Raw genomic sequence first — 20985 nt, 5'->3', positions numbered from 1 at the left:
GCTTCTTTCAAAGGAGATTGAACTTATGGATTTCATCTCGCGCCACCTCGGACCAAATTCTTCCGAGCAAGCGACGATGCTCAACGCACTGGGATACAACAGCGTGGACGCGCTTGTCGACGCAGCACTTCCCACAACCATCCGCGCCGCATCGGCACCGCAATTGCCAGATGCCTTGAGCGAGAATGAAGCGCAGGACAAGCTGCGCGAATACGCCAGCCAGAACATCGTGTTGAAGTCCTTCTATGGCCAGGGCTACTCCGACACGCTCACCCCGGCCGTCATCCGCCGCGGCCTGCTGGAGGATGCTGGTTGGTACACCGCTTATACCCCGTACCAGCCGGAGATCTCCCAGGGCCGTCTGGAAGCACTGCTGAACTTCCAGACCATGATCGAATCCCTGACTGGTCTGCCGATTGCAAACGCTTCCCTGCTCGACGAGGCTTCCGCTACCGCTGAGGCAGTCGGCCTGATGTCCCGCGCGGTCAAGAAGGGCCGCCGCGTCATCCTGGACTCCCGCCTGCATCCACAGGTGCTCGCTGTGGCGGCGGAGCGCGCTCGCGCCATCGAGCTCGAGGTGGAAATCCTCGATATCCGCGAGGGCCTCGTGGGCGAAGACCTCATCGGCGCCGTCATCGCGTACACCGGCACCGAGGGCGACGTCTTTGACCCACGCGGCATCATCGAGGAGCTGCACACCCGCGGTGCGGTTGTCTCCGTCGTCGCCGACCCACTCTCCCTCCTCCTGTTGGAAGCACCGGGCAAGCTGGGCGCGGACATCGTGCTGGGCTCCGCACAGCGCTTCGGCGTCCCAATGTTCTTCGGTGGCCCGCACGCGGCATACATGGCCGTTACTGACAAGCTTAAGCGCCAGATGCCGGGCCGCATTGTCGGTGTTTCCAAGGATGCAGACGGCCGCCCGGCATACCGCCTGGCTCTGCAGACCCGCGAGCAGCACATCCGCCGTGAACGCGCTACCTCCAACATCTGTACCGCGCAGGCACTGCTGGCCAACGTAGCGTCCATGTACGCTGTCTACCACGGCCCAGAGGGCCTGAAGAAGATCGCTGAGCACGTTCACGGGCTCGCCGCTTCCTTCGCCGCTGCTGTAAAGGGCGCAGGCAAGACCCTGGTCGCTGACGAGTTCTTCGACACCGTCACTGTCACCGACGTCGACGCTGCAGCCATCAAGGCATCCCTTCAGGAACAGGGTTACCTCGTGCGCGCTATCGGCTCCGAGAAAATCTCCGTCTCCTTTGGTGAGTCCGCAACGCTTGATGACGTCGCCAAGCTCGCCGCCGCATTCGGCGCAGAGTCCGCAGACAAGGACAACGCCGAGTCCGCCGTTAATGCCCTGCCTTCCGCGCTCGTTCGCGAGGAAGCTCCGCTGGATCACGCAATCTTCAACTCCATCCACTCCGAGACCCAGATGCTGCGCTACCTGCGCACTCTGGCAGACAAGGACTTGGCGCTGGACCGCACCATGATTCCGCTGGGTTCTTGCACCATGAAGCTGAACCCCACTGCCGCCATGGAGCCGATCTCCTGGCCAGAGTTCGCGGGCATTCACCCATATGCACCGGAAGAGACCACCGCCGGCTGGCGCGCGCTCATCGAGGAGCTCGAGGGCTGGTTGGCCGAGCTGACCGGCTATGCCAAGGTCTCCATCCAGCCCAACGCTGGCTCCCAGGGTGAGCTCGCAGGCCTGCTGGCCATCCGCCGCTACCACGTTGCCAACGGCGACGCTGGCCGCGACGTCATCCTCATTCCATCTTCCGCGCACGGCACCAACGCGGCCTCTGCTACCCTGGCCAACCTGCGCGTGGTCGTCGTTGCTACCGCGGACGATGGCTCCATCGACTTGGCGGACCTGGATGCCAAGATCGAGCAACACGGTGAGCACATCGCCGGCATCATGATCACCTACCCATCCACCCACGGCGTCTTCGACCCTGAGGTCCGCGACGTGTGCGACAAGGTCCACGCGGCAGGCGGCCAGGTCTACATCGACGGCGCGAACATGAACGCACTAACCGGCTGGGCACGCCCGGGCGAGTTCGGCGGCGACGTCAGCCACCTGAACTTGCACAAGACCTTCACCATCCCGCACGGCGGCGGTGGCCCGGGCGTTGGCCCGGTAGGCGTCGCCAAGCACCTGGTGCCATTCCTGCCCACCGATGCGAACGATTCCTCCATCGACCCGCAGCAGGCTACCTCGATTGAAAAGGGCGTTCCTTCTACCGCCAGCAAGTTTGGCTCCGCCGGCGTGCTGCCTATCTCCTGGGCCTACCTGGCCATGGTCGGCACCGAGGGCGTTGCACAGGCCACCAGCCACGCCATCCTGGGCGCAAACTACCTGGCAAAGTTCCTGCAGGATTCCTTCCCGGTTCTCTACACCGGCAACGCTGGCCTGGTCGCGCACGAGTGCATCTTCGATCTGCGCGAGCTGACCGATGCCTCCGGCGTTACTGCGGCGGACGTCGCAAAGCGCCTCGTGGACTACGGCTTCCACGCACCGACCCTATCCTTCCCGGTGGCCGGCACCCTCATGGTGGAACCGACCGAGTCCGAAGACCTCGCCGAGCTGGACCGCTTCATCGAGGCTATGCGCGCAATCCGCGCCGAAATCCAGGACATCATCGACGGCAAGGTTGAGTACGAGGCATCCGTCATCCACAACGCTCCGTACACCGCAGCGGCAGTGACCTCCGATAACTGGGAGTACTCCTTCACCCGCCAGGAAGCCGCCTACCCGGTTGCCTCCCTGCGCGCTAACAAGTACTTCCCACCAGTCCGCCGCATCGACGAGGCTTACGGTGACCGCAACCTGGTTTGCGCTTGCCCGCCGCCAGAAGCATTCGAGCTCTCCGCTGACGCGGAGACCAACTAACAGAATCGAACTAGCAGAGAAGAACTCTAAAGGAGAAAAATGTCTGAACTGCTCAACTCCCCGCTGCATGCAGAGCATGAAAAGCTTGGCGCATCCTTTACGGCTTTCGGCCCGTGGAACATGCCCCTGAAGTACAACAACGAGCTCGAAGAGCACCGCGCGGTTCGCAACTCCGCTGGCCTTTTCGACCTGTCCCACATGGGCGAAGTTTGGGTCAACGGCGAGGATGCCGCAAAGTTCCTGTCCTACTGCCTAATCTCCGATATGACCACCCTCAAGGTGGGCAAGGCAAAGTACTCGATGATCTGCGCCGCAGATGGCGGCATCATCGATGACCTCATCACCTACCGCCTGGGCGAGACCAAGTTCTTGGTCGTGCCAAACGCCGGCAACGCTGACGTGGTCTGGGAGGAACTCAACGAGCGCGCTGAGGGCTTCGATGTGGACCTCAACAACGAGTCCCGCGACGTAGCAATGATTGCCATCCAGGGCCCGAAGGCAGCAGAAATCCTCATCCCGCTGGTCGAGGACAACAAGCAGGAAGCCGTCATGGAACTGCCTTACTACGCAGCGATGACCGGCAAGGTAGCGCGCAAGTACGCCTTCATCTGCCGCACCGGCTACACCGGCGAAGATGGCTTCGAGCTCATCGTCTACAACTCCGATGCCCCGGAGCTATGGGAGGAGCTGCTCAAGGCCGGTGCCGAGTACGACATCCTGCCATGTGGCCTCGCAGCGCGTGACTCCCTGCGCTTGGAAGCGGGCATGCCGCTCTACGGCAACGAGCTCTCCCGCGACATCACCCCGGTTGAGGCCGGCATGGCGCGTGCTTTTGCTAAGAAGGAAGCCGACTTCGTTGGCGCTGAGGTCATCCGCGCTCGTGCAGAGGAAGGCCCGCAGGTCGCCATCACCGGCTTGGTCTCCGATCAGCGCCGCGCCGCCCGCGCCGGTGCTGAGGTCTTCGTTGGCGAAACCAAGGTCGGTTCTGTCACCTCCGGTCAGCCTTCCCCGACCCTGGGCCACCCGGTTGCCATCGCGCTGCTGGATACCTCTGCAAACCTGCAGCCTGGCGACGCCGTCGAGGTAGACATCCGCGGCAAGCGCTACCCGTTTAGCGTCGCGGCCCTTCCGTTCTACAAGCGCGAAAAGTAGTTCGCGGACGCGTGACAACCGTTAAGATAAAAGCACATACCATCTTCCGAAAGGACTCCCATCACAATGGCTAACCTTCCTGCAGATTTCTCCTACTCCGAGGACCACGAGTGGATCAATTCTTCTGCTGACGCCGCACGGGGCGCAACCGTCCGCGTTGGCATCACCTCCGTTGCTGCTGACCGTCTGGGCGAGGTCGTCTTCGCTGAGCTGCCGGCAGTCGGTGACACTGTTACCGCTGGCGATACCTGCGGTGAGGTCGAATCCACCAAGTCCGTATCCGATCTCTACGCCCCAATTACCGGCACCGTCACCGCTGTTAACGAGGCTGTTCACGATGACTACGCAGTCATCAACAACGACCCATTCGGTGAAGGATGGCTCTTCGAGGTCGAGGTTTCTGAGACCGGCGAGCTGATGACCGCAGAAGAGTACGCTGCGGCAAACGGCGTTTAAGCCACTTACTGCTAAAGCGGGAGGTTTCCTCCCGCTTTTTCTTTTGCCTCCGACTACGCCTCCACCTGCCCCCTCACCCCGGTGTTGGGCCGGCATTGGCCTGGGTGGCACTATCAGTATCGACCCCCGCGTTTTATTAGATTAAGGAAGCATCACACATGACAGCTCCTCGTGAGCCCTTCTTCCCCGCTGATCGCAGTATTCGCGCGTCACAGGAAGCGCTGGAAATCCGCCACCTCGGCCGCATGGATTACCAACAGGCGTGGGATCTCCAGGCCGAGCTTGCCGCCCAGCGCGCAAAAGGCGAGCGCGGGGACATCATCCTCGTGGTCGAGCACCCCAACATCTACACCGCTGGCAAACGCACGCAGCCGGAGGATATGCCGGACAATGGTCTGCCGGTCATCACGGTGGATCGCGGCGGGCGGATTACTTGGCATGGTGAGGGGCAGCTGGTGGTCTACCCCATCTTGAAGCTCGCGGAGCCTGTCGACGTCGTGGACTATGTCCGCCGGCTCGAAGAGGCAATCATCCAGACGGTGCGCGAGCTTGGCGTTCGTACCGCCGGCCGCATCGACGGCCGGTCTGGTGTGTGGGTGCCCTCCACCACCCAGGCCACGGACCCGCAGGCCCCCAAGCGCGATCGCAAAATTGCGGCGCTGGGAATCCGCATCACTCGCGGCGTGACCATGCATGGTCTTGCGCTTAATTGCACCAACACGCTGGAGTATTACGAGCACATCGTGGCCTGCGGCATTGACGACGCCGACGTGACCACGCTGAGCCTCGAGCTTGGCCGCGATGTCACTATGGAGGAGGCTGCGACACCGCTTCTCGACGCCCTGCAGCGCGCGCTTTCTGGTGAACTCACCGTCGCGGACCACACATTTGGTTCAGCGCCAGACCCGATTAAGGTCGCCAACGAGAAGGCCCGCCAAAAGCGTGCCCAGAGTGCGGAATAAACCTCCACACACCGGCCTTGTATTAGTAAGAGACAATCCCAACCCCGTAGAGTGAGTTTTTGTGACTGTTAAGCCTGAAGGACGCAAGATGCTCCGCATTGAGAAGAAGAATGCGGAATCCCCCATCGAACAAAAGCCGCGCTGGATCCGCAACCAGGTCCGCACCGGCCCGGGCTACGAGGATATGAAGTCCCGCGTGTCCGGCGCTTCCCTGCACACCGTGTGCCAGGAGGCTGGTTGCCCGAATATCCACGAGTGCTGGGAATCTCGTGAGGCCACCTTCCTCATCGGTGGCGATAAGTGCACCCGCCGCTGCGATTTCTGCGACATTGCCACCGGTAAGCCGGCGGAGTTGGACCGCGACGAGCCGCGCCGCGTTGCAGAAAACATCCAGGAGATGGACCTGAACTACACCACCATCACCGGTGTTACCCGCGACGATCTGCCGGATGAAGGCGCGTGGCTCTACGCCGAGGTCGTGCGCAAGATTCACGAGCTCAACCCGCACACCGGTGTGGAAAACCTGACCCCTGACTTCTCCGGCAAGCCGGACCTTCTGCAGGAGGTCTTCGAGGCTCGCCCTGAGGTCTTCGCTCACAACCTGGAGACCGTGCCGCGCATCTTCAAGCGCATCCGCCCGGCCTTCCGCTACGAGCGCTCCCTCGACGTAATTCGCCAGGCTCACGACTTTGGTCTCATCACCAAGTCCAACCTGATCCTGGGCATGGGCGAGACCAAGGATGAGATCGAGGAAGCTCTGCGCGACCTGCGCTCTGCTGGCTGCGACATCATCACCATTACCCAGTACCTGCGCCCAGGCCCGCGCTTCCACCCGATCGAGCGTTGGGTCCGCCCGGAGGAGTTCGTCGAACACTCCAAGCTGGCCAAGGAGCTCGGCTTCGGCGGCGTCATGTCTGGCCCACTGGTGCGTTCTTCTTACCGCGCTGGCCGCCTGTACGTGCAGGCTATGGAGGCCCGCGGCTTCGAATTGCCAGAAAATTTGCAGCACCTGGCTGAGACCTCGAAGGGCGCTACCGCCCAAGAGGCTTCGACGCTGCTCGAGAAGTACGGCCCTTCCCAGGAAACCCCGGTAACGACCCGCATGGTAAAGACCCCGGCAAACGCTGACTCCGCTGCCGCTGCAATTCGTTAATTTGCAGCGCTGACCTTTAAAGTAGGAACCATGGCACAAGACGATAAGGCAAGCCTGAAGGCTGCAAAGAAGCAAGAGCGCGCCGCAAAACGCGAGCAGCGCAAGCAAACCCGTTCCCAGATGTGGCAAGCGTTCAATATGCAGCGCAAGCATGACAAGGCATTGATTCCTATCATGCTCGCCGCTTTCCTCGGCATGGGCCTGTTGTTCTTCCTTATCGGCCTGCTCTTCAACGGCGAGTGGTTCATGCTCATCCTGGGTCTCGGCATCGGCGCTTTGCTGGCGATGTGGCTGTTTACCCGCCGCCTTGAGCGCGACATGTACAAAAAGGTCGAGGATCAGCCGGGCGTTGCGGGGTGGGCGCTGGAGCAGCAGCTGCGCAACACCGTGGGCATCGTCTGGAAGGTCAAGACCGCGGTCGGCGTTACCCGCCATCAGGACCTCATCCACCGCGTCATCGGCAATGCCGGCGTCATCTTCGTCTGCGAAGGTAACCGCAAGCGCCTGACTCCGGTTCTCAACACCCTGAAAAAGCGCGTGGATAAGCTCGCCGGCGGCGTTCCGGTCTACGAGGTCTGGGTGGGCAACGGCGAGGACGAGGTTCCAGTGTCCAAGCTGCGCAATCACGTGATGAAGTTCCCGCGTAACTTCAAAAAGGATGAGACCTACGCAACCATCCGCAAGATTGAGGCTATGGATGACCTGCCAGGCACCACCCCGGGTCTGCCGAAGGGCCCGATGCCGCGCCAGGCGCAGAACATGGCTGGCATGAACCGCCGCATGCGCCGCGCACAGCAGCGTAAGGGCAAATAATACTTGTGCAAAAGCGGCCCTTCCTTGGAATCCACCAAGGAAGGGCCGCTTTTAGGTTTTGTAGGAAGCGCCCTGCGACGCCGCAAGATAGAGGAACTAGACCATGATCACTGCGGTGCCGGTTGCGCGGTCGTGGATACCGCGGCCGTCGGTATCGACCATTGCGGCTGGGAAGAGGAAGCCGGTGAGGATGGTGCGCACTGCCGCGCGCCAGAAGCCCACCGTTTGCCCCGGGGCGTCGAGACGCGCCACGCCCATGCCCAGCAAAAGCATGCCCGGAGTGCGAGCGAAGAGCCAGCCGCAGAGGATGCCGACGATGACCCACAGCATGTAGCCCAGGAATGCAGGGCCGCCCAGCGCGTGGGTGAACATCACGATGAGATTGGCCAGCAGCATGCACACGATCCAGTCGATGAGAACCGCCCCTGCACGGCGGGCCACCGGCGCCAGCGCCCCGGAGCCAGACTCAGGAAGTCCGAGCTTTTCGCCCGGCCATGCGCCGGGGCCTTCGAAGTCATCATTTTCGCCCGGGATTGCGGGTCCATCGAGCCATGTTCGCTTATCAGCCATGTTGACCAATCTAGTGCCCCCTGCATGCAGACACGAAAACGAAATATATCTATAGATCGATGGGTTAACGTCCGAAGGCCAAATAAAGCTAGTAAACTTCGATGAAGAACATTTTTCTAAACCCCTGAGGAGACAAACAGTGTCTTTCGAGTCCGTCCAGGAAATCGTCAAGTTCATCGAGGATGAAGACGTAAAGTTCGTCGATATTCGTTTTACTGACGTTCCCGGCACCGAGCACCACTTTTCAATTCCCGCTTCGGAGTTCACCGAGGCCGCCGCTGAAGAAGGCCTCGCATTCGACGGTTCTTCCATCCGTGGCTTTACCTCCATCGATGAGTCTGACATGACCCTGCTGCCAGACCCAGCAACCGCGATGGTGGATCCTTTCCGCTCCTCCAAGACGCTGAACATCAAGTTCTTCGTCAACGATCCGTTCACCTTGGAGCCTTTCTCCCGCGACCCACGCAACGTCGCAATGAAGGCCGAGGAATACCTTGCTTCCACCGGCATCGCGGACGTGTGCAACTTCGGCGCCGAGGCCGAGTTCTACCTCTTCGATTCCGTGCGCTACTCCACCGACATCGACCATGGTTTCTACGAGGTAGACACCGACGAGGGCTGGTGGAACCGCGGCAACGAGGCCAACTTCGACGGCACCCCGAACACCGGTTTCAAGACCCGCGTCAAGGGCGGCTACTTCCCCACCGCGCCCGTCGACAAGCATGGCGAAGTCCGCGATGCCATGGTGCGCAACCTGCAGAACGCCGGCTTCCAGATCGAGCGCTTCCACCACGAGGTGGGCGCGGGTCAAAATGAGATCAACTACCGCTTCAACTCCCTGCTGCACGCGGCTGATGATATTCAGACCTTCAAGTACATCATCAAGAACACCGCCGCTGAGTACGGCAAGTCCGCAACCTTCATGCCAAAGCCGCTCGCGGGTGACAACGGCTCCGGCATGCACGCCCACATGTCCCTGTGGAAGGACGGCAAGCCGCTGTTCTACGATGAGGCAGGCTACGGTGGCCTTTCCGATATCGCGCGCTACTACATCGGCGGCATCCTCCACCACGCACCGGCAGTTCTGGCGTTTACCAACCCAACTCTGAACTCCTACCACCGCCTGGTTCCGGGCTTTGAGGCCCCGATTAACCTGGTCTACTCCCAGCGCAACCGCTCCGCGGCAATCCGCATTCCGATCACCGGCTCCAACCCGAAGGCAAAGCGCATCGAGTTCCGCGCTCCGGACCCATCAGGTAACCCGTACTTCGGTTTCGCTGCGATGATGATGGCTGGCCTCGATGGCATCAAGAACCGCATCGAGCCACACGCTCCGGTAGATAAGGACCTCTACGAGCTGCCACCGGCAGAGCAGGCTTCCATCCCGCAGGCACCAACCAGCCTTGAGGCTTCCCTGCGCGCCCTGGAGGAAGACAACGAGTTCCTGACCGAAGGCGATGTCTTCACCGAGGACCTCATCGAGACCTACCTGCAGTACAAGAACGAAAAGGAAATCGCTCCTTCCCGCCTGCGCCCAACCCCGCAGGAGTTTGAGATGTACTACGACTGCTAATTAGGACTGCTAATTAGGGAGCAAAGAAAATCCCTGCGGAAGCACAAGCTCTCCGCAGGGATTTTACGCGTTTTAGGCCGCTTGCTTAGCGGCCAGCGGCCCTTAGCTCAGCGCCGCTGCAATCAGCCCGTCAAAGAGCGGGTGCGGGTTAGTCGGGCGCGACTTGTACTCGGGGTGGGCTTGGGTGGCCACCATGAATGGGTGCTCGGGGTACTCCACGAATTCGACCAGGTTGCCGTCGGGCGAGGTGCCGGAGAAGACCAGGCCGGAGCCTTGCTCGATCTGCGCACGGTAGGCGTTGTTGACCTCGTAGCGGTGGCGGTGGCGCTCAGAGACCTCAGTGGTGCCGTATGCCTTCGCCACGACGGAGTCTTCAGCGAGCACAGCTGGATAAGCGCCCAGGCGCATGGTGCCGCCGAGATCCGCCTCGCCGGAGACGGCCGCCTGCTGCTCCTCCATCGTGGCGATGACTGGCGCAGAGGTCTCGGGGTCAAACTCTGTCGAGGAGGCGTCGGCAATGCCTGCCTGGCGGGCCGCCTCCAGCACGGTGCACTGCAGACCCAGGCACAGGCCCAGGAAAGGAATCTTGTTCTCTCGGGCGTAGCTCACCGCGGCGATCTTGCCCTCGATGCCGCGCACTCCGAAGCCGCCTGGCACCACGATGGCGTCGAGATCGCCCAGCGGAGTGGCTGAGTCTGCTTCGCAGTCATCCGAGGTGATCCACTTGATTTTCGCCTTCGCGTGGTGAGCAAAGGCCGCATGCCGGATTGCCTCTGCCACGGAAAGGTACGCATCCTGGAGGTCGATGTACTTGCCCACGATGCCCACGGTGACCTCATGACGCGGGTTGCGGACGCGATCCAGTAGCTCGCCCCATTGGGTCCAATCCACATCGCGGAAAGGCAGGCCTAGTTTGCGGATGACGAAGGTGTCCAGGTGCTCGCGGTAGAGCACCTCCGGGATGTCATAGATGGACGGCGAATCAGGGCAGGACACCACGCCTTCTTCCTCGACGTCGGTCATCAGCGCAATCTTGTGTTTTAAGCCATCCGGAACGTCGCGGTCACACCGCAGCACCACTGCGTCCGGCACGATGCCGATGGAGCGCAGCTCCGCCACGGAGTGCTGGGTCGGCTTCGTCTTCAGCTCCCCCGAAGTGCCGAGGTATGGCACCAACGAGCAGTGGATGAAGAAGATATTCTCGCGGCCGACGGCATGACGTACCTGCCGTGCGGCCTCCAGGAAGGGCTGCGATTCGATATCGCCCACGGTGCCGCCGATTTCGGAGATGACCACGTCCGGCACATTGCCGGAGGCATCGGGCGCGGCCATCGCGAGCACGCGATCCTTGATCTCATCGGTGATGTGCGGGATGACCTGCACGGTCTTGCCCAAGTACTCGCCACGGCGCTCCTTCGCGATGACCGAGGAGTACACCTTGCCCGTGGTCACATTCGCGTTCTTCGTGAGGTTGCGGTCCAAGAAGCGCTCGTAGTGGCCCAGGTCGAGGTCGGTCTCGGCACCGTCTTCGGTGACAAAGACCTCGCCGTGCTCGAACGGGTTCATGGTGCCTGGGTCGACGTTGAGATATGGGTCGAGCTTCTGCATGGTCACCGAGAGTCCGCGGGCAGAAAGCAGCTGCCCCAGCGATGCCGCTGTTAAGCCTTTGCCCAGGGAGGAGACAACTCCTCCGGTGACGAAAATGAATTTGGTGTTCTGGTTGGAACGAGGTGGCATGGCATGCACCTTTCGAGGAATTTGATTGCTGATGCGGCAAGCTCAGCGCAACGAGACACCCCTTGAAGATCAAAAAATCCGCGGGACGCCTCGCGCGGCGACCTACGGATCTTCAGACTATCACCAGCCATCAAATAGAAACAATGAGCTGACAGAAATCCAGGTTGGCGGTGGTTTTAGGCATACGCGATTGCTAGTTGCGTTTTACAAATCCCATGCGGGGGCGAAAGCCCTTCGGGTGCTTCATTTGTGCCACGGCATCACCGATCAGCATACGGTTACGGGCGCTTACCGAAGCCGGCATTTGGGCCACGGAGAACCACTGCGCCGCGAGGTTTTCCTCGTCAGAGACCACCGGCTCCGCGCCTTCTGGAACCGAAAGCCGCAGTGCGGTGGACATGAACATGCACTCGTCGCCATTGTCGTAGGTGACAGGGCCTACCTGCCCCACGCCAAGCAGCGCTTCCGCGGTGGCATCGAGTCCGACTTCTTCCTTGACCTCACGGATGGCTGTGGTGGTGATTTCCTCGCCAGGCTCGCAGATGCCCTCGACGGGCGCCCAGGTCTCATTGTCGGCGCGTTGCACCAGCAGCACCGATGGGACTTCCCATAGCGCCGCGTTCATGGGAACATCGCGGACAATAACTGCGGTGCACGCCGGCAGGAATAGCTGCTGGTGGCCCACCTTCTCACGGAGGTTGAGGATGTATTCAGGGGTTGCCATGCCTACTACCCTAGCCGCTAGCTTTGTCCGCTTTTGGCCGCGCCCGCGCTAGGCCGCCTGCGCTATTTCAGAGCCCAAAATCTCCGGGATGAGCGCTACGATATCGGCTGCAGGGGTAAAGGAAAGCTCCATGTCCGACGCTTCGGCGCACTGACCTTTTAGCTCCTGCGTGGTGCCAGAGACTACGCCGACGATTGCGGGTCCTCCTGGCAGTTGGGCGTACATCGGCCCGCCGGAATCGCCTTGGGTACCGCACAGGCGCGCCCGAGCGGCCGTGGTTTCCATGCGGATCTCGCCGGACTTCAGCCCGCCCTTTTCCGGGCCATGGCTTAGCTCGCCACAGGTCTCCCCAGTGATCCGCCCTAGCTTGCACAGCTGTTGTGGGAGCTCGCCCGTTGTGGCCACGCCGGCCTCCATGTATTTCGGCGTGTAGTAACCCACGTCGGCATGCAGCTCGATGAGCGCGAAGTCGAGGCCGTGGGTGGTATCGGAATACAAGTCCGAATAGACCACTTCCCCGATTGGTTCTGCTGGGAAAGTAAAGGTGCGATGCGCGTTTCCGGCCCACACACGGTCGCCGGGTTTGCCGCAGTGCGATGCGGTCACCGCGAAGTTGCGGCCATCTTCCAACGAGAAAGACCATGCTGCGGTGCACATCTGGAAGTCAAAATACTCTCCCGGTTTCGGTTCCTGGGAGGAGATATCCAACGCGGTTCCCGCCGGCATGGGCGAGAGCGCAGGCCGCGAGGTACCGGGGCTCGCGGCGGGGATTTCCGGCTGCGCTGGCGTGGCTTCCGCGTCACCCTCGTTGTTTACCTGAGCATCGCTTTCCGACGCCTCCGGTGCGGCGGATTCGCCAGCGAGGGTGGCCGCGGCGTCGCCAAGCGCGTGTTGCACCGTCTGAGTGGGGATCAAAGAGCAGCCGCCGAGGCCAATTGCTAAAGCCACGGCGGCTGCTATCTGTGGTACCCGCGAGCTAGACCGTGCCATCACCATCGGTGTTCTTGTCTGCTTCGGAAGCTTGCTTGTTTTCCTTTTCCATCTCCGCCATCTCCTTGAGATCGCGGATGAACTTCTCTGGGTCGAACTCGGTGAAGTATTCCGGTCCGGAGAACTGTTCCTGTGCCATCTTTTATGCTCCTCTGGGGTGCTGTTTCACGTCGGTCTGTGCTATGGAGCGGCGGATGAAGTCTTGGACTGCAGCGACGTCGTTGGGCAGATCCGTGACATGCCTTTGTGCATCCATGATGCCAGCAAAACGCTCCGGAACTGCTGGCTCGGTTCCGATGGCCTCGACGATAGTCTCGGAGAACTTCACCGGCAGGGCGGTCTCCAGGCAGATGATCGGTGTCTTGATGTCCTCTTCCTTTTGCACCTGGCGGGCGACCTTGATGCCGTCCGCGGTGTGCGGATCCACCAGGTAGCCATAACGCTCCTTGACCGATGCAATGATTGCTAGGCGGTCAGCATGCGTGGAGGCGCCGGAACTAAAGCCGTACTCATCGCGCGCGGCATCGAGCTCTGCGGCAGACAGCTGGAATCCGCCTTCCTTCAGCTTGGGGCCAAAGAGCTCCGCGGTGCGGGAGGCATCACGGTCAAGTAAGTCGAAGACGAAGCGCTCAAAGTTCGAGGCGCGGGAGATATCCATCGACGGCGAGGAGGTCTTGTAGGTCTCCTCCGCCGGGCGCGGACGGTAGTTGCCGGTGCGGAAGAACTCATCGAGCACGTCGTTTTCGTTGGTAGCGACGATGAGTTTGTCGATGGGAAGCCCCATCGAACGGGCGATATGGCCGGCGCAGATATCACCGAAGTTGCCGGTGGGCACGGAGAAAGAGACCTTCTGCTCGTTGTCAGAGGTGACCTTCAGGTAGCAGTTGATGTAGTAAATGACCTGCGCCATAAGGCGTGCCCAGTTGATGGAATTAACGGCGCCGATGCGGAATTCCTTCTTAAACCCGGCATCGTTGGAGGTTGCCTTAACCACATCCTGGCAATCATCGAAGACACCATCGAGCGCGATGTTGAAGATATTCGGATCATCAAGGCCGAACATCTGAGCCTGCTGGAAAGCAGTCATGCGGCCTGCCGGGGTCAGCATGAAGACGCGGATTCCGGTGCGCCCGCGCATGGCATATTCCGCAGAAGAGCCAGTATCGCCCGAGGTAGCGCCCAAGATGTTGAGGGTTTCATCGCGGCGGCCCAGCTCGTACTCGAAGAGCTCGCCGAGCAGCTGCATGGCCATGTCCTTGAAGGCAGCGGTAGGTCCTTCGGAGAGGTGGCCGATAAAAAGGCCATCACCCAGCGCGGTCACGGGGACAATTTCCTCGCTCGCGAACTTGGGATGGGTGTACGCGCGCTGCGCGATGGCCTCCAGATCATCAGTTGGAATATCATCCACGAAAAGCTTGAGTACTTCTGCCGCAAGCGCCGCGTAGCCTTCCTCAGCGAGCAACTGACGCCATTCGTTAAGCACAGCGCCGTTTAGTTGCGGATAGGATTCCGGCAGGTAAAGGCCGCCGTCAGGGGCAAGCCCGCCTAAGAGAATATCGGTAAAAGAAGCGGGCTGACGGTTAGCGTCGCGCGTAGAAATGTACTTCACCCCCTGCATCATAGTCGGGCACGCGTAAAGTATCAGCCATGTCTGTGCCAAATCCACGGGAAGTTGTGACCACCAAGGCCTTATCCATTTGGGTTGCCGCGATACTTGTCTACATCGTGGCGATTACCGGGCGTACCTCTTTTGGTGTGGCGGGGCTGGAAGCGATGGAGCGTTTCGACGTCGATGCCTCTCGCATTGCGGTCTTCACCTCGGTGCAGTTGGGCATCTATGCGTTCGCACAGATTCCTACGGGTGTACTCATTGATAAGTATGGCCCTCGCAAACTGCTCGTAATTGGCGCTGTCATCATGGGCGTGGGGCAGGTAGCGCTGGGCTTAACCGCAAATTATTGGATGGCTATTGCCGCTCGGCTTTTGATTGGCGCGGGCGACGCCACGGCCTTCTTATCCGTGATGCGCATCCTGCCATATTGGTTCCCTTTGCACCGCACGCCAATGTTTACCCAGGTGACCTCGTCGTTGGGTCAGCTCGGCCAGTTCGTCTCCGCTATTCCTTTCGCTGCGCTTTTGGGGTGGACCGGATGGACCACGGCCTTTGTAGCTTTGGGTGCGGCGGGCATCCTCATCGCATTAGCTGCGGCGGTTGCCGTAGCGGACACGCCTGAAGCTCTAGGCATCATCGAAACTCCCGCCGAGCAACCCAATTCGCAGGCGCATTCCTTGGCCGCCAGACTGGCCATGGTGCTGCGTTCCCCCGTTGCATGGCAGGGATTTTTCATCCACTTCTGTGGCCTTTTGGGTGCGACTGTATTTGTCATGTTGTGGGGAATGCCGTTCATGACGGAGGGACTAGGAATCTCCAAGGTGCAGGCCGGAACGGTGCTGACCTTTTATACGATCTGCATGATTGCGTTAGGGCCAATCCACGGCAAGATTTCCTCGCGTGCACAGGGTTTCCGCGACTGGATGGCACTGTTTTTCACGACACTCAACATAATGTCGTGGACAGCTTTCTTCCTCTGGGGCAACAGCTTCTTCAGCCTTTTCATCCTCATGGTGGCTATTTCGTTATGCTCTCCGTGCTCGAACTATGGCTTCGACATCGTGCGCGAGAACATGGAACGCAGTGTGGTGGCCACGGCAACAGGCTTGGCCAACATGGGTGGATTCATCTCTTCGATGGTGGCAGCGCAAATTTTTGGCATGGTGCTCGATAGCCGTGGCCACGCGCCACACTACGAACTGGGTGACTTCCACGCGGCCGCTGTAACTTCCCTCATCATTTGGCTTGCGGGCATGCTCGGCATAGCTGTCACGCACTTCCTGCGCAAGCGCGGCGGAGGCACTGGCCCGAAGGTCAAGGTTGTCAGCGTCTCCTAGGTAATCAGGAACTTTATCGTTTCCTCTGGCGCCTCCAGGAATTCCCGGGTGGCCGCCACGGGCTCGGCTGCGTCGAAGGAAATCCTCTCGAAACCGGCGTCGCCAAGCTCGACGATGTCCGCGCCCGGCACGGCAAGCAGAATCGGCGAGTGCGTGGCAATGAGGAACTGGGCGCCGCGCTCTGCGGCTTGATGAATTTCGGCCACGAGCGCCATCTGCCGCACGACGGACAATCCGGCTTCGGGCTCGTCAAGGATATAGAGCCCGCGGCCGTCGATATGCTCGCCCAGCACGTCGAAGACAGACTCGCCGTGGGAGCGATGCTCCAAGTCCACCTCGCGCGGCAAGGTATTACGCCCAGCGCGTTCGTCCGGGGTATTAGCCGCCTCAAGCACGGACTCATGCGTTTCGGCGCGTAAGAAATAGCCACGTTGTAGATTCTCGTCGAGCTTACAGTTCAGCCCCGCGGACAGGCCGCGAAAAGGCGCGCGGATGCGCTTGGCGTCGTCGTAGCGCCCGCCAAAGGGCGAAAAGCGCAAGCGCACCGCGATTGCCTCTAGAAGCGTGGACTTGCCCGCCCCGTTTTCACCCACCAAGCAGGTCACGGGGGAGGTGAACTCGAAGTAAGGCAGGTCCTGCAGGTATTGCACCATGGGCAGCTGGAGCAAGTAGCTATCCAGTTCCTGTTTCTTTAGCGAGATCGAGCGCAGCAACATACTCGCCCACTATAGGCCGGGATGGAAGCTACGCAACGCTTCCCCGAGTTCCTGGCCGGGCTCCTTCAACGGGCTTTGCGAAACTTCATCAGAGTTAATGGGAATTTCCGCACTGGATTCTATTGGCATGGCGTTGACCGCATAGGAAACGCCGAGTCCGCCAGTGACCGGAATTGCTACGGCCAATGAAACACCGATCGCGGTGCCAAGTTTCTCGCGCCAGCTCATGTTCCTCCTCCACACGCAATGCGTTATGCATTCGTTATATTTACGAGGATTACATTAAGTCTGGCACCTGCCAGATGCTTCGCGTGGGCCTGCACGGCACCTGTGTGTTCCTGTGATTACTGCGCGGGGGAGCTTTCCGCGACGATGGTATCGACGGCCGGGTTGACCAGGCCCAGATCAAAGGCCTTGAGGATAATGGCGGCCTCCTCATCATTGAGGACGCCTTGCTCGATTGCTTTGCGCAAAACCTGGATCATGGTTCCGCGGGACTCGGAACGATTCGCGGATTCGAGCATGTCGCGCGGCATCGACTCGGGGGGAATGCCAAGCGCTTCAGCCAGCGAGTACATGCGCTCTTCATCGATATTCGACGGCGCTGCCGAATTGTCATTTTGCAGCACACCGCCGCCGATGGCCTCTGCCACGGTCTGCGCACCAGCCGGTGGATTATCCCGGGTGGTGGCAAACACGCCAATGCCCAGTGCGAGGATGGCCAGCACGGCCACAATCGCCCACACGGCGACGATCTTATTGCGATACACGGTTTTGAAGTCTAATCCTGGCTAAGAGCGGTTCTAAATACTTGGGCCGAAGTTACCAAAGGAGCTGCCGCCACGTGGTGGGTCGAGACGCTCAGAAAGAATATCGATGACAGAGCGAAGTGCATTATCGCCCAAGGTGCGCTCCCACGCGCTACGCGGCTGCTGGGAATGACGCGGAGCCTGCGGCTGTGTTGGTTGTGTGGTGGCTGGTTCATCTGCCGGGGCGTGAATATTTTCTTCTGGCCTCGGCTTCGTGATGCTTACGCGAAGCTGCGCGTCTTCCAGCTCTAGCGCGTCGCTGCCTGTGGCCCCGGCTGCCCGAGCGGCGGCTAGGAAGGCCTCCAAGTCAGCCAAGGTGGCGGTGGTGATATCAAGCGACAAATTCAAAGACATGGCTTTCTCAATTCTTTAAGCTCAATGCTGGGACAGTTTTCATTCTCTGCCTTCCCAGCCTAGGCATTTTCGTGCTCGAAGGTCTCCGCCTCACCCCAGAAGACCTCGTCGACCACCTTGCGGGCATGCCGCGTGGTCTTGAGATAGGTATCCAGGAATTCCTGGTTGTCCTCCGGTGCCCAGCCGGCAGCACCGGCCACCTGGGCCAACTGTGGTCCCGGCGTCGGCAGCTGATCCACGCGCTTGCCGCGCACGAGCACCAAGGCATTGCGGGCGTCGGTTGCCAGCAGCCAGGCATCCCGCAGCACCTGAACCTTCTCCGGCGGAATCAGCTCGTGTTTTTCCACCGCGTCCAGCACGCGCAACGTCGAAGGATCGTGGAGGTCCGGGTAATCATGGGCATGCATCATGGTCAAAAGCTGTACGGTCCACTCGATGTCGGACAACCCGCCGCGACCCAGCTTGGTATGGGTGTTGCGATCAGCACCGCGCGGCAGACGCTCGTTATCCACGCGAGCTTTCATACGACGAATCGCGCGCAAGGTCTTTTCGCTAACGCCATCATCGGGATAGCGGAAACCATCGACCATAGCTAGGAACTTCTCCCCCACGCTGCGATCGCCAGCGACGAAGGCCGCACGCAGCAGCGCCTGCATCTCCCAGGCCTCGCCCCACTCGCGGTAATAACGCTCATAAGAGGCAATCGTGCGCACTACGGCACCGGAACGGCCTTCTGGGCGCAGCCCCAGGTCAACGTCGAGCGGCGGATCGCCGGAAGGTTTAGAAAGCCGACGCCGCAGCTTATCGACGATCCCGATTGCCCACTTGACGGCTTCCGTCTCGTCCATGCCCTCGCTAGGTTCGGCCACCACGATGACGTCGGCGTCAGAGCCGAAGCCCAGCTCCATTCCGCCCAGGCGCCCCATACCGATGACGGCGATGCGTGCGGGCGGTTCCTCTTGCGCGGCGTCGCCAAGCCAAGCACGAATCTCCGCGCGCAGCGCTGCCTCCAGCACGGCATCCCAAATCGTGGATAGTTCGTAACACACCTGCTGCACTGACATAAATCCGAGCAAGTCCGCCGCGGCAATGCGCGCTAATTCCACGCGGCGCAAGCTACGGGCCACCGCCACCGCCTTGTCGGGGTCTGCATGACGCTTGGTGGAATTAACCAACGCCTTCGATACCTGCTCGGGCTTGGTTTCCAGCAGCTTCGGGCCCGAAGCGCCGTCGGAGAGCTGCTTGACGACGTCGGGAGCGCTAATGATGAGGTCCGAAGCAAAGGGCGAGGTGCCCAAGATGATCATTAGACGCTGCCCCACGATGCCTTCGTCGCGCAGCATGCGCAGGAACCATTGCCGGTCATACGCGGCCTCAGAGAGCTTGCGATAGTTAAGCAGGCCCATATCTGGGTCTGCGGTCGAGGAAAGCCAACCCATGAGCGTAGGCAGCAAGATGGCTTGAATCCTAGCTTTTCGCGACGTGCCCGCAGCCAAGGAGGTCAGGTGCTCAAAGGCGCGGTCGGGATAGACATAGCCAAGTGCTGCCAGCTGCAGCTTTGCCGCCTCCGGAGAAAGCTTGAGCTCGTCGGCGGACATGGAGACCACCGAATTAAGCAGCGGCCGGTAGAACAGGCGGGAGTGGAGATCCTGAATTCGCAAGCGCGTGGTCTTCAGGTACTGGTCCAAGCGCTCGGCGGCGGACTTATTGCCCTGCGGGGTGAACCCGGAGATGATGGCAAGCCATTTAAGGGCCTGCTTATCATCGGCGGGAGGCAAGACGTGAGTGCGGCGGAAGCGCTCAAGCTGCAGACGGTGTTCTAGCAAGCGGAGAAACTCATAGGCCTCGATTAACTGCGTGCCATCTTCACGCCCCACGTATCCAGCGCTGACCAGGGCGGTGAGCGCATCCACCGTAGAAAGAACGCGCAGGGTCTCATCGGAGCGGCCGTGCACCAGCTGAAGCAGCTGCACCGCAAACTCGACGTCGCGCAGCCCGCCCTCTCCCAGTTTCAGCTCGCGTTGCCGCAACTTATTTGGCACATTATCCAGCACGCGGCGGCGCATGGCTTGGACATCTTCCACAAACGAATCACGCTGGGATGCGGTCCACACCATAGGACCGATCTGGGCCAGGTAATCCTCGCCGAGCGGCAAGTAGCCGGTCTGTGGACGTGCTTTGAGCTGAGCCTGAAACTCCCAAGTCTCTGCCCACCGCTTGTAATAAGCAACGTGGGATTCCAAGGTGCGCACCAGCGCGCCGGACTTTCCCTCGGGGCGCAGGTTGGCATCGACTTCGAAGAAGGAGGCCGAGCCGATTCGATTAAACTCGGAGGCCACCCGCGTAATCTTCGGCGTAACGACGTCAGATAAGAAGATGACATCGACGTCGGAAATGTAATTCAGCTCGCCAGCTCCGCACTTGCCCATCGCCATGACTGCCAGTTTCGCGTCGACGGGGTCGTCGCCGTAGACGTTGCGGATGGCGACGGCGAGCGCGGCAGTAAGGGCGGCGTCGGCAAGCGCAGTCAAAAGCCGCGTGACAACCTGGAACTCCAAGCGCGGCTGCGGCGCAGACTGCCCCTTGCGGGAGAAAAACGTGCCCGCAAGATCATGAGCGGCGATGCGCATCATGAGCGTGCGATAGGTGGACTTAAGCACCGCCTTGTGGTCCCCTGCGGCGGCTCGGTAGGTGCCGGCCGTGTTCAAATCCGGCGTGGCTGTATCGGGGCGTTCCTCTTGCGCGTCCTCAGTAAATTCCGCAGGTTGAGCGCCCACTGCACCAAGCATCTCCTGCAGCATCTCAGTTGGCGTGGGCAAGGGCTTGGCCAGCTCCCGCCAAAGCTCGGGATTAGCAGCCAAGTGATCACCAAATGCTGTCGACGCCCCGAGCAAAGCTAAGGTGCGCACGCGCAATTCCTCGCTGCTACGCAGCTGCCCATCGAGCTCGGGAACAGCCTCATACATGCGGATTAGCGTGTTCAGCGCAAGGTCCGGATCACCCGAAGCTGCGAGCGTCCACAAAAGCTCTAGCGACTCGGGATTATCCCAGCCCAGTTGTTCAAGATCTTTAGCTGCCGTCGCTCGAGTAAGGCCTAGGGTGGCCGGCGAGGGAACTGCAATAGGGCGCATCAAAAT

Annotated in this window: 19 protein-coding genes; 8 read left to right on the top strand and 11 right to left on the bottom strand. The window is 60.7% G+C overall.

Going from position 1 to position 20985, the window contains the following annotated elements:
* The first annotated feature begins 25 nt into the window (after nucleotides 1–25).
* The 6 genes from gcvP (at nucleotide 26) to WM42_RS10845 (ending at nucleotide 7426) form a co-directional block, all read left to right on the top strand.
* On the top strand, nucleotides 26–2890 hold the full coding sequence (gene gcvP, locus WM42_RS10870) for an aminomethyl-transferring glycine dehydrogenase (RefSeq protein ID WP_062039427.1): 2865 nt from the start codon (nucleotides 26–28) through the stop codon (nucleotides 2888–2890).
* A 39-nt stretch (nucleotides 2891–2929) separates the two neighbouring features.
* Complete coding sequence (gcvT, locus tag WM42_RS10865; protein ID WP_062038145.1) at nucleotides 2930–4042, top strand: glycine cleavage system aminomethyltransferase GcvT; 1113 nt, start codon at nucleotides 2930–2932, stop codon at nucleotides 4040–4042.
* 66 nt (nucleotides 4043–4108) lie between these two features.
* Nucleotides 4109–4498 carry a glycine cleavage system protein GcvH gene (gene gcvH / locus WM42_RS10860; protein ID WP_061923713.1) on the top strand — a complete coding sequence of 130 codons (390 nt, stop codon included), beginning with the start codon at nucleotides 4109–4111 and terminating at the stop codon, nucleotides 4496–4498.
* Between the two features lie 158 nt (nucleotides 4499–4656).
* The gene (lipB, locus tag WM42_RS10855) at nucleotides 4657–5460 is read left to right on the top strand and encodes a lipoyl(octanoyl) transferase LipB (protein ID WP_061923716.1); all 804 of its coding nucleotides are present in this window, start codon (nucleotides 4657–4659) and stop codon (nucleotides 5458–5460) included.
* Nucleotides 5461–5548: 88 nt separating this feature from the next.
* The gene (lipA, locus tag WM42_RS10850; RefSeq protein WP_061923719.1) at nucleotides 5549–6613 is read left to right on the top strand and encodes a lipoyl synthase; all 1065 of its coding nucleotides are present in this window, start codon (nucleotides 5549–5551) and stop codon (nucleotides 6611–6613) included.
* A 30-nt stretch (nucleotides 6614–6643) separates the two neighbouring features.
* Entirely contained in the window at nucleotides 6644–7426 is a 783-nt protein-coding gene (locus tag WM42_RS10845) for a DUF4191 domain-containing protein (protein WP_062038142.1), read from the top strand.
* 96 nt (nucleotides 7427–7522) lie between these two features.
* Here the strand turns inward: WM42_RS10845 and WM42_RS10840 are convergent, their stop codons facing one another.
* Complete coding sequence (locus tag WM42_RS10840) at nucleotides 7523–7996, bottom strand: RDD family protein (protein ID WP_061923726.1); 474 nt, start codon at nucleotides 7994–7996, stop codon at nucleotides 7523–7525.
* A 139-nt stretch (nucleotides 7997–8135) separates the two neighbouring features.
* Here WM42_RS10840 and glnA point away from each other — a divergent pair, with 139 nt between their 5' ends.
* On the top strand, nucleotides 8136–9569 hold the full coding sequence (glnA, locus tag WM42_RS10835; protein WP_062038139.1) for a type I glutamate--ammonia ligase: 1434 nt from the start codon (nucleotides 8136–8138) through the stop codon (nucleotides 9567–9569).
* 102 nt (nucleotides 9570–9671) lie between these two features.
* Here glnA and pyrG read toward each other — a convergent pair whose 3' ends face one another.
* From pyrG to thrC, 5 genes are all read right to left on the bottom strand, one after another.
* A complete protein-coding gene (gene pyrG, locus WM42_RS10830; protein WP_062038136.1) occupies nucleotides 9672–11306 on the bottom strand; it encodes a CTP synthase in 1635 nt (544 codons plus the stop codon).
* Between the two features lie 193 nt (nucleotides 11307–11499).
* Nucleotides 11500–12030: an NUDIX hydrolase gene (locus tag WM42_RS10825; RefSeq protein ID WP_061923922.1), complete on the bottom strand. Its 531-nt coding sequence runs from the start codon at nucleotides 12028–12030 to the stop codon at nucleotides 11500–11502.
* Nucleotides 12031–12078: 48 nt separating this feature from the next.
* A complete protein-coding gene (locus tag WM42_RS10820; RefSeq protein WP_235591260.1) occupies nucleotides 12079–12978 on the bottom strand; it encodes a trypsin-like serine protease in 900 nt (299 codons plus the stop codon).
* Nucleotides 12979–13006: 28 nt separating this feature from the next.
* Nucleotides 13007–13159, bottom strand: a complete 153-nt coding sequence (locus tag WM42_RS13475; RefSeq protein ID WP_162839576.1) for a hypothetical protein — start codon at nucleotides 13157–13159, stop codon at nucleotides 13007–13009.
* Nucleotides 13160–13162: 3 nt separating this feature from the next.
* The gene (gene thrC / locus WM42_RS10815) at nucleotides 13163–14629 is read right to left on the bottom strand and encodes a threonine synthase (protein WP_062039424.1); all 1467 of its coding nucleotides are present in this window, start codon (nucleotides 14627–14629) and stop codon (nucleotides 13163–13165) included.
* Between the two features lie 38 nt (nucleotides 14630–14667).
* Here thrC and WM42_RS10810 point away from each other — a divergent pair, with 38 nt between their 5' ends.
* A complete protein-coding gene (locus WM42_RS10810; RefSeq protein ID WP_062038130.1) occupies nucleotides 14668–15969 on the top strand; it encodes an MFS transporter in 1302 nt (433 codons plus the stop codon).
* Here WM42_RS10810 and WM42_RS10805 read toward each other — a convergent pair.
* The 5 genes from WM42_RS10805 to WM42_RS10785 form a co-directional block, all read right to left on the bottom strand.
* Nucleotides 15966–16685: an AAA family ATPase gene (locus WM42_RS10805; protein WP_062038127.1), complete on the bottom strand. Its 720-nt coding sequence runs from the start codon at nucleotides 16683–16685 to the stop codon at nucleotides 15966–15968. The genes WM42_RS10810 and WM42_RS10805 overlap by 4 nt on opposite strands.
* A gap of 9 nt (nucleotides 16686–16694) precedes the next feature.
* Nucleotides 16695–16913 carry a hypothetical protein gene (locus tag WM42_RS10800; RefSeq protein WP_062038124.1) on the bottom strand — a complete coding sequence of 73 codons (219 nt, stop codon included), beginning with the start codon at nucleotides 16911–16913 and terminating at the stop codon, nucleotides 16695–16697.
* Between the two features lie 116 nt (nucleotides 16914–17029).
* Nucleotides 17030–17455, bottom strand: coding sequence for a hypothetical protein (locus WM42_RS10795; protein WP_062038121.1), 426 nt, complete (start codon nucleotides 17453–17455; stop codon nucleotides 17030–17032).
* Nucleotides 17456–17488: 33 nt separating this feature from the next.
* Complete coding sequence (locus tag WM42_RS10790; RefSeq protein ID WP_061923747.1) at nucleotides 17489–17848, bottom strand: hypothetical protein; 360 nt, start codon at nucleotides 17846–17848, stop codon at nucleotides 17489–17491.
* A 59-nt stretch (nucleotides 17849–17907) separates the two neighbouring features.
* Nucleotides 17908–20979: a bifunctional [glutamine synthetase] adenylyltransferase/[glutamine synthetase]-adenylyl-L-tyrosine phosphorylase gene (locus tag WM42_RS10785; protein ID WP_062038118.1), complete on the bottom strand. Its 3072-nt coding sequence runs from the start codon at nucleotides 20977–20979 to the stop codon at nucleotides 17908–17910.
* Between the last annotated feature and the right edge of the window lie 6 nt (nucleotides 20980–20985).

The sequence above is a fragment of the Corynebacterium simulans genome, assembly GCF_001586215.1.
Taxonomy (GTDB): Bacteria; Actinomycetota; Actinomycetes; order Mycobacteriales; family Mycobacteriaceae; genus Corynebacterium; species Corynebacterium simulans.
This window is presented reverse-complemented; position numbering and strand designations above follow the sequence as displayed.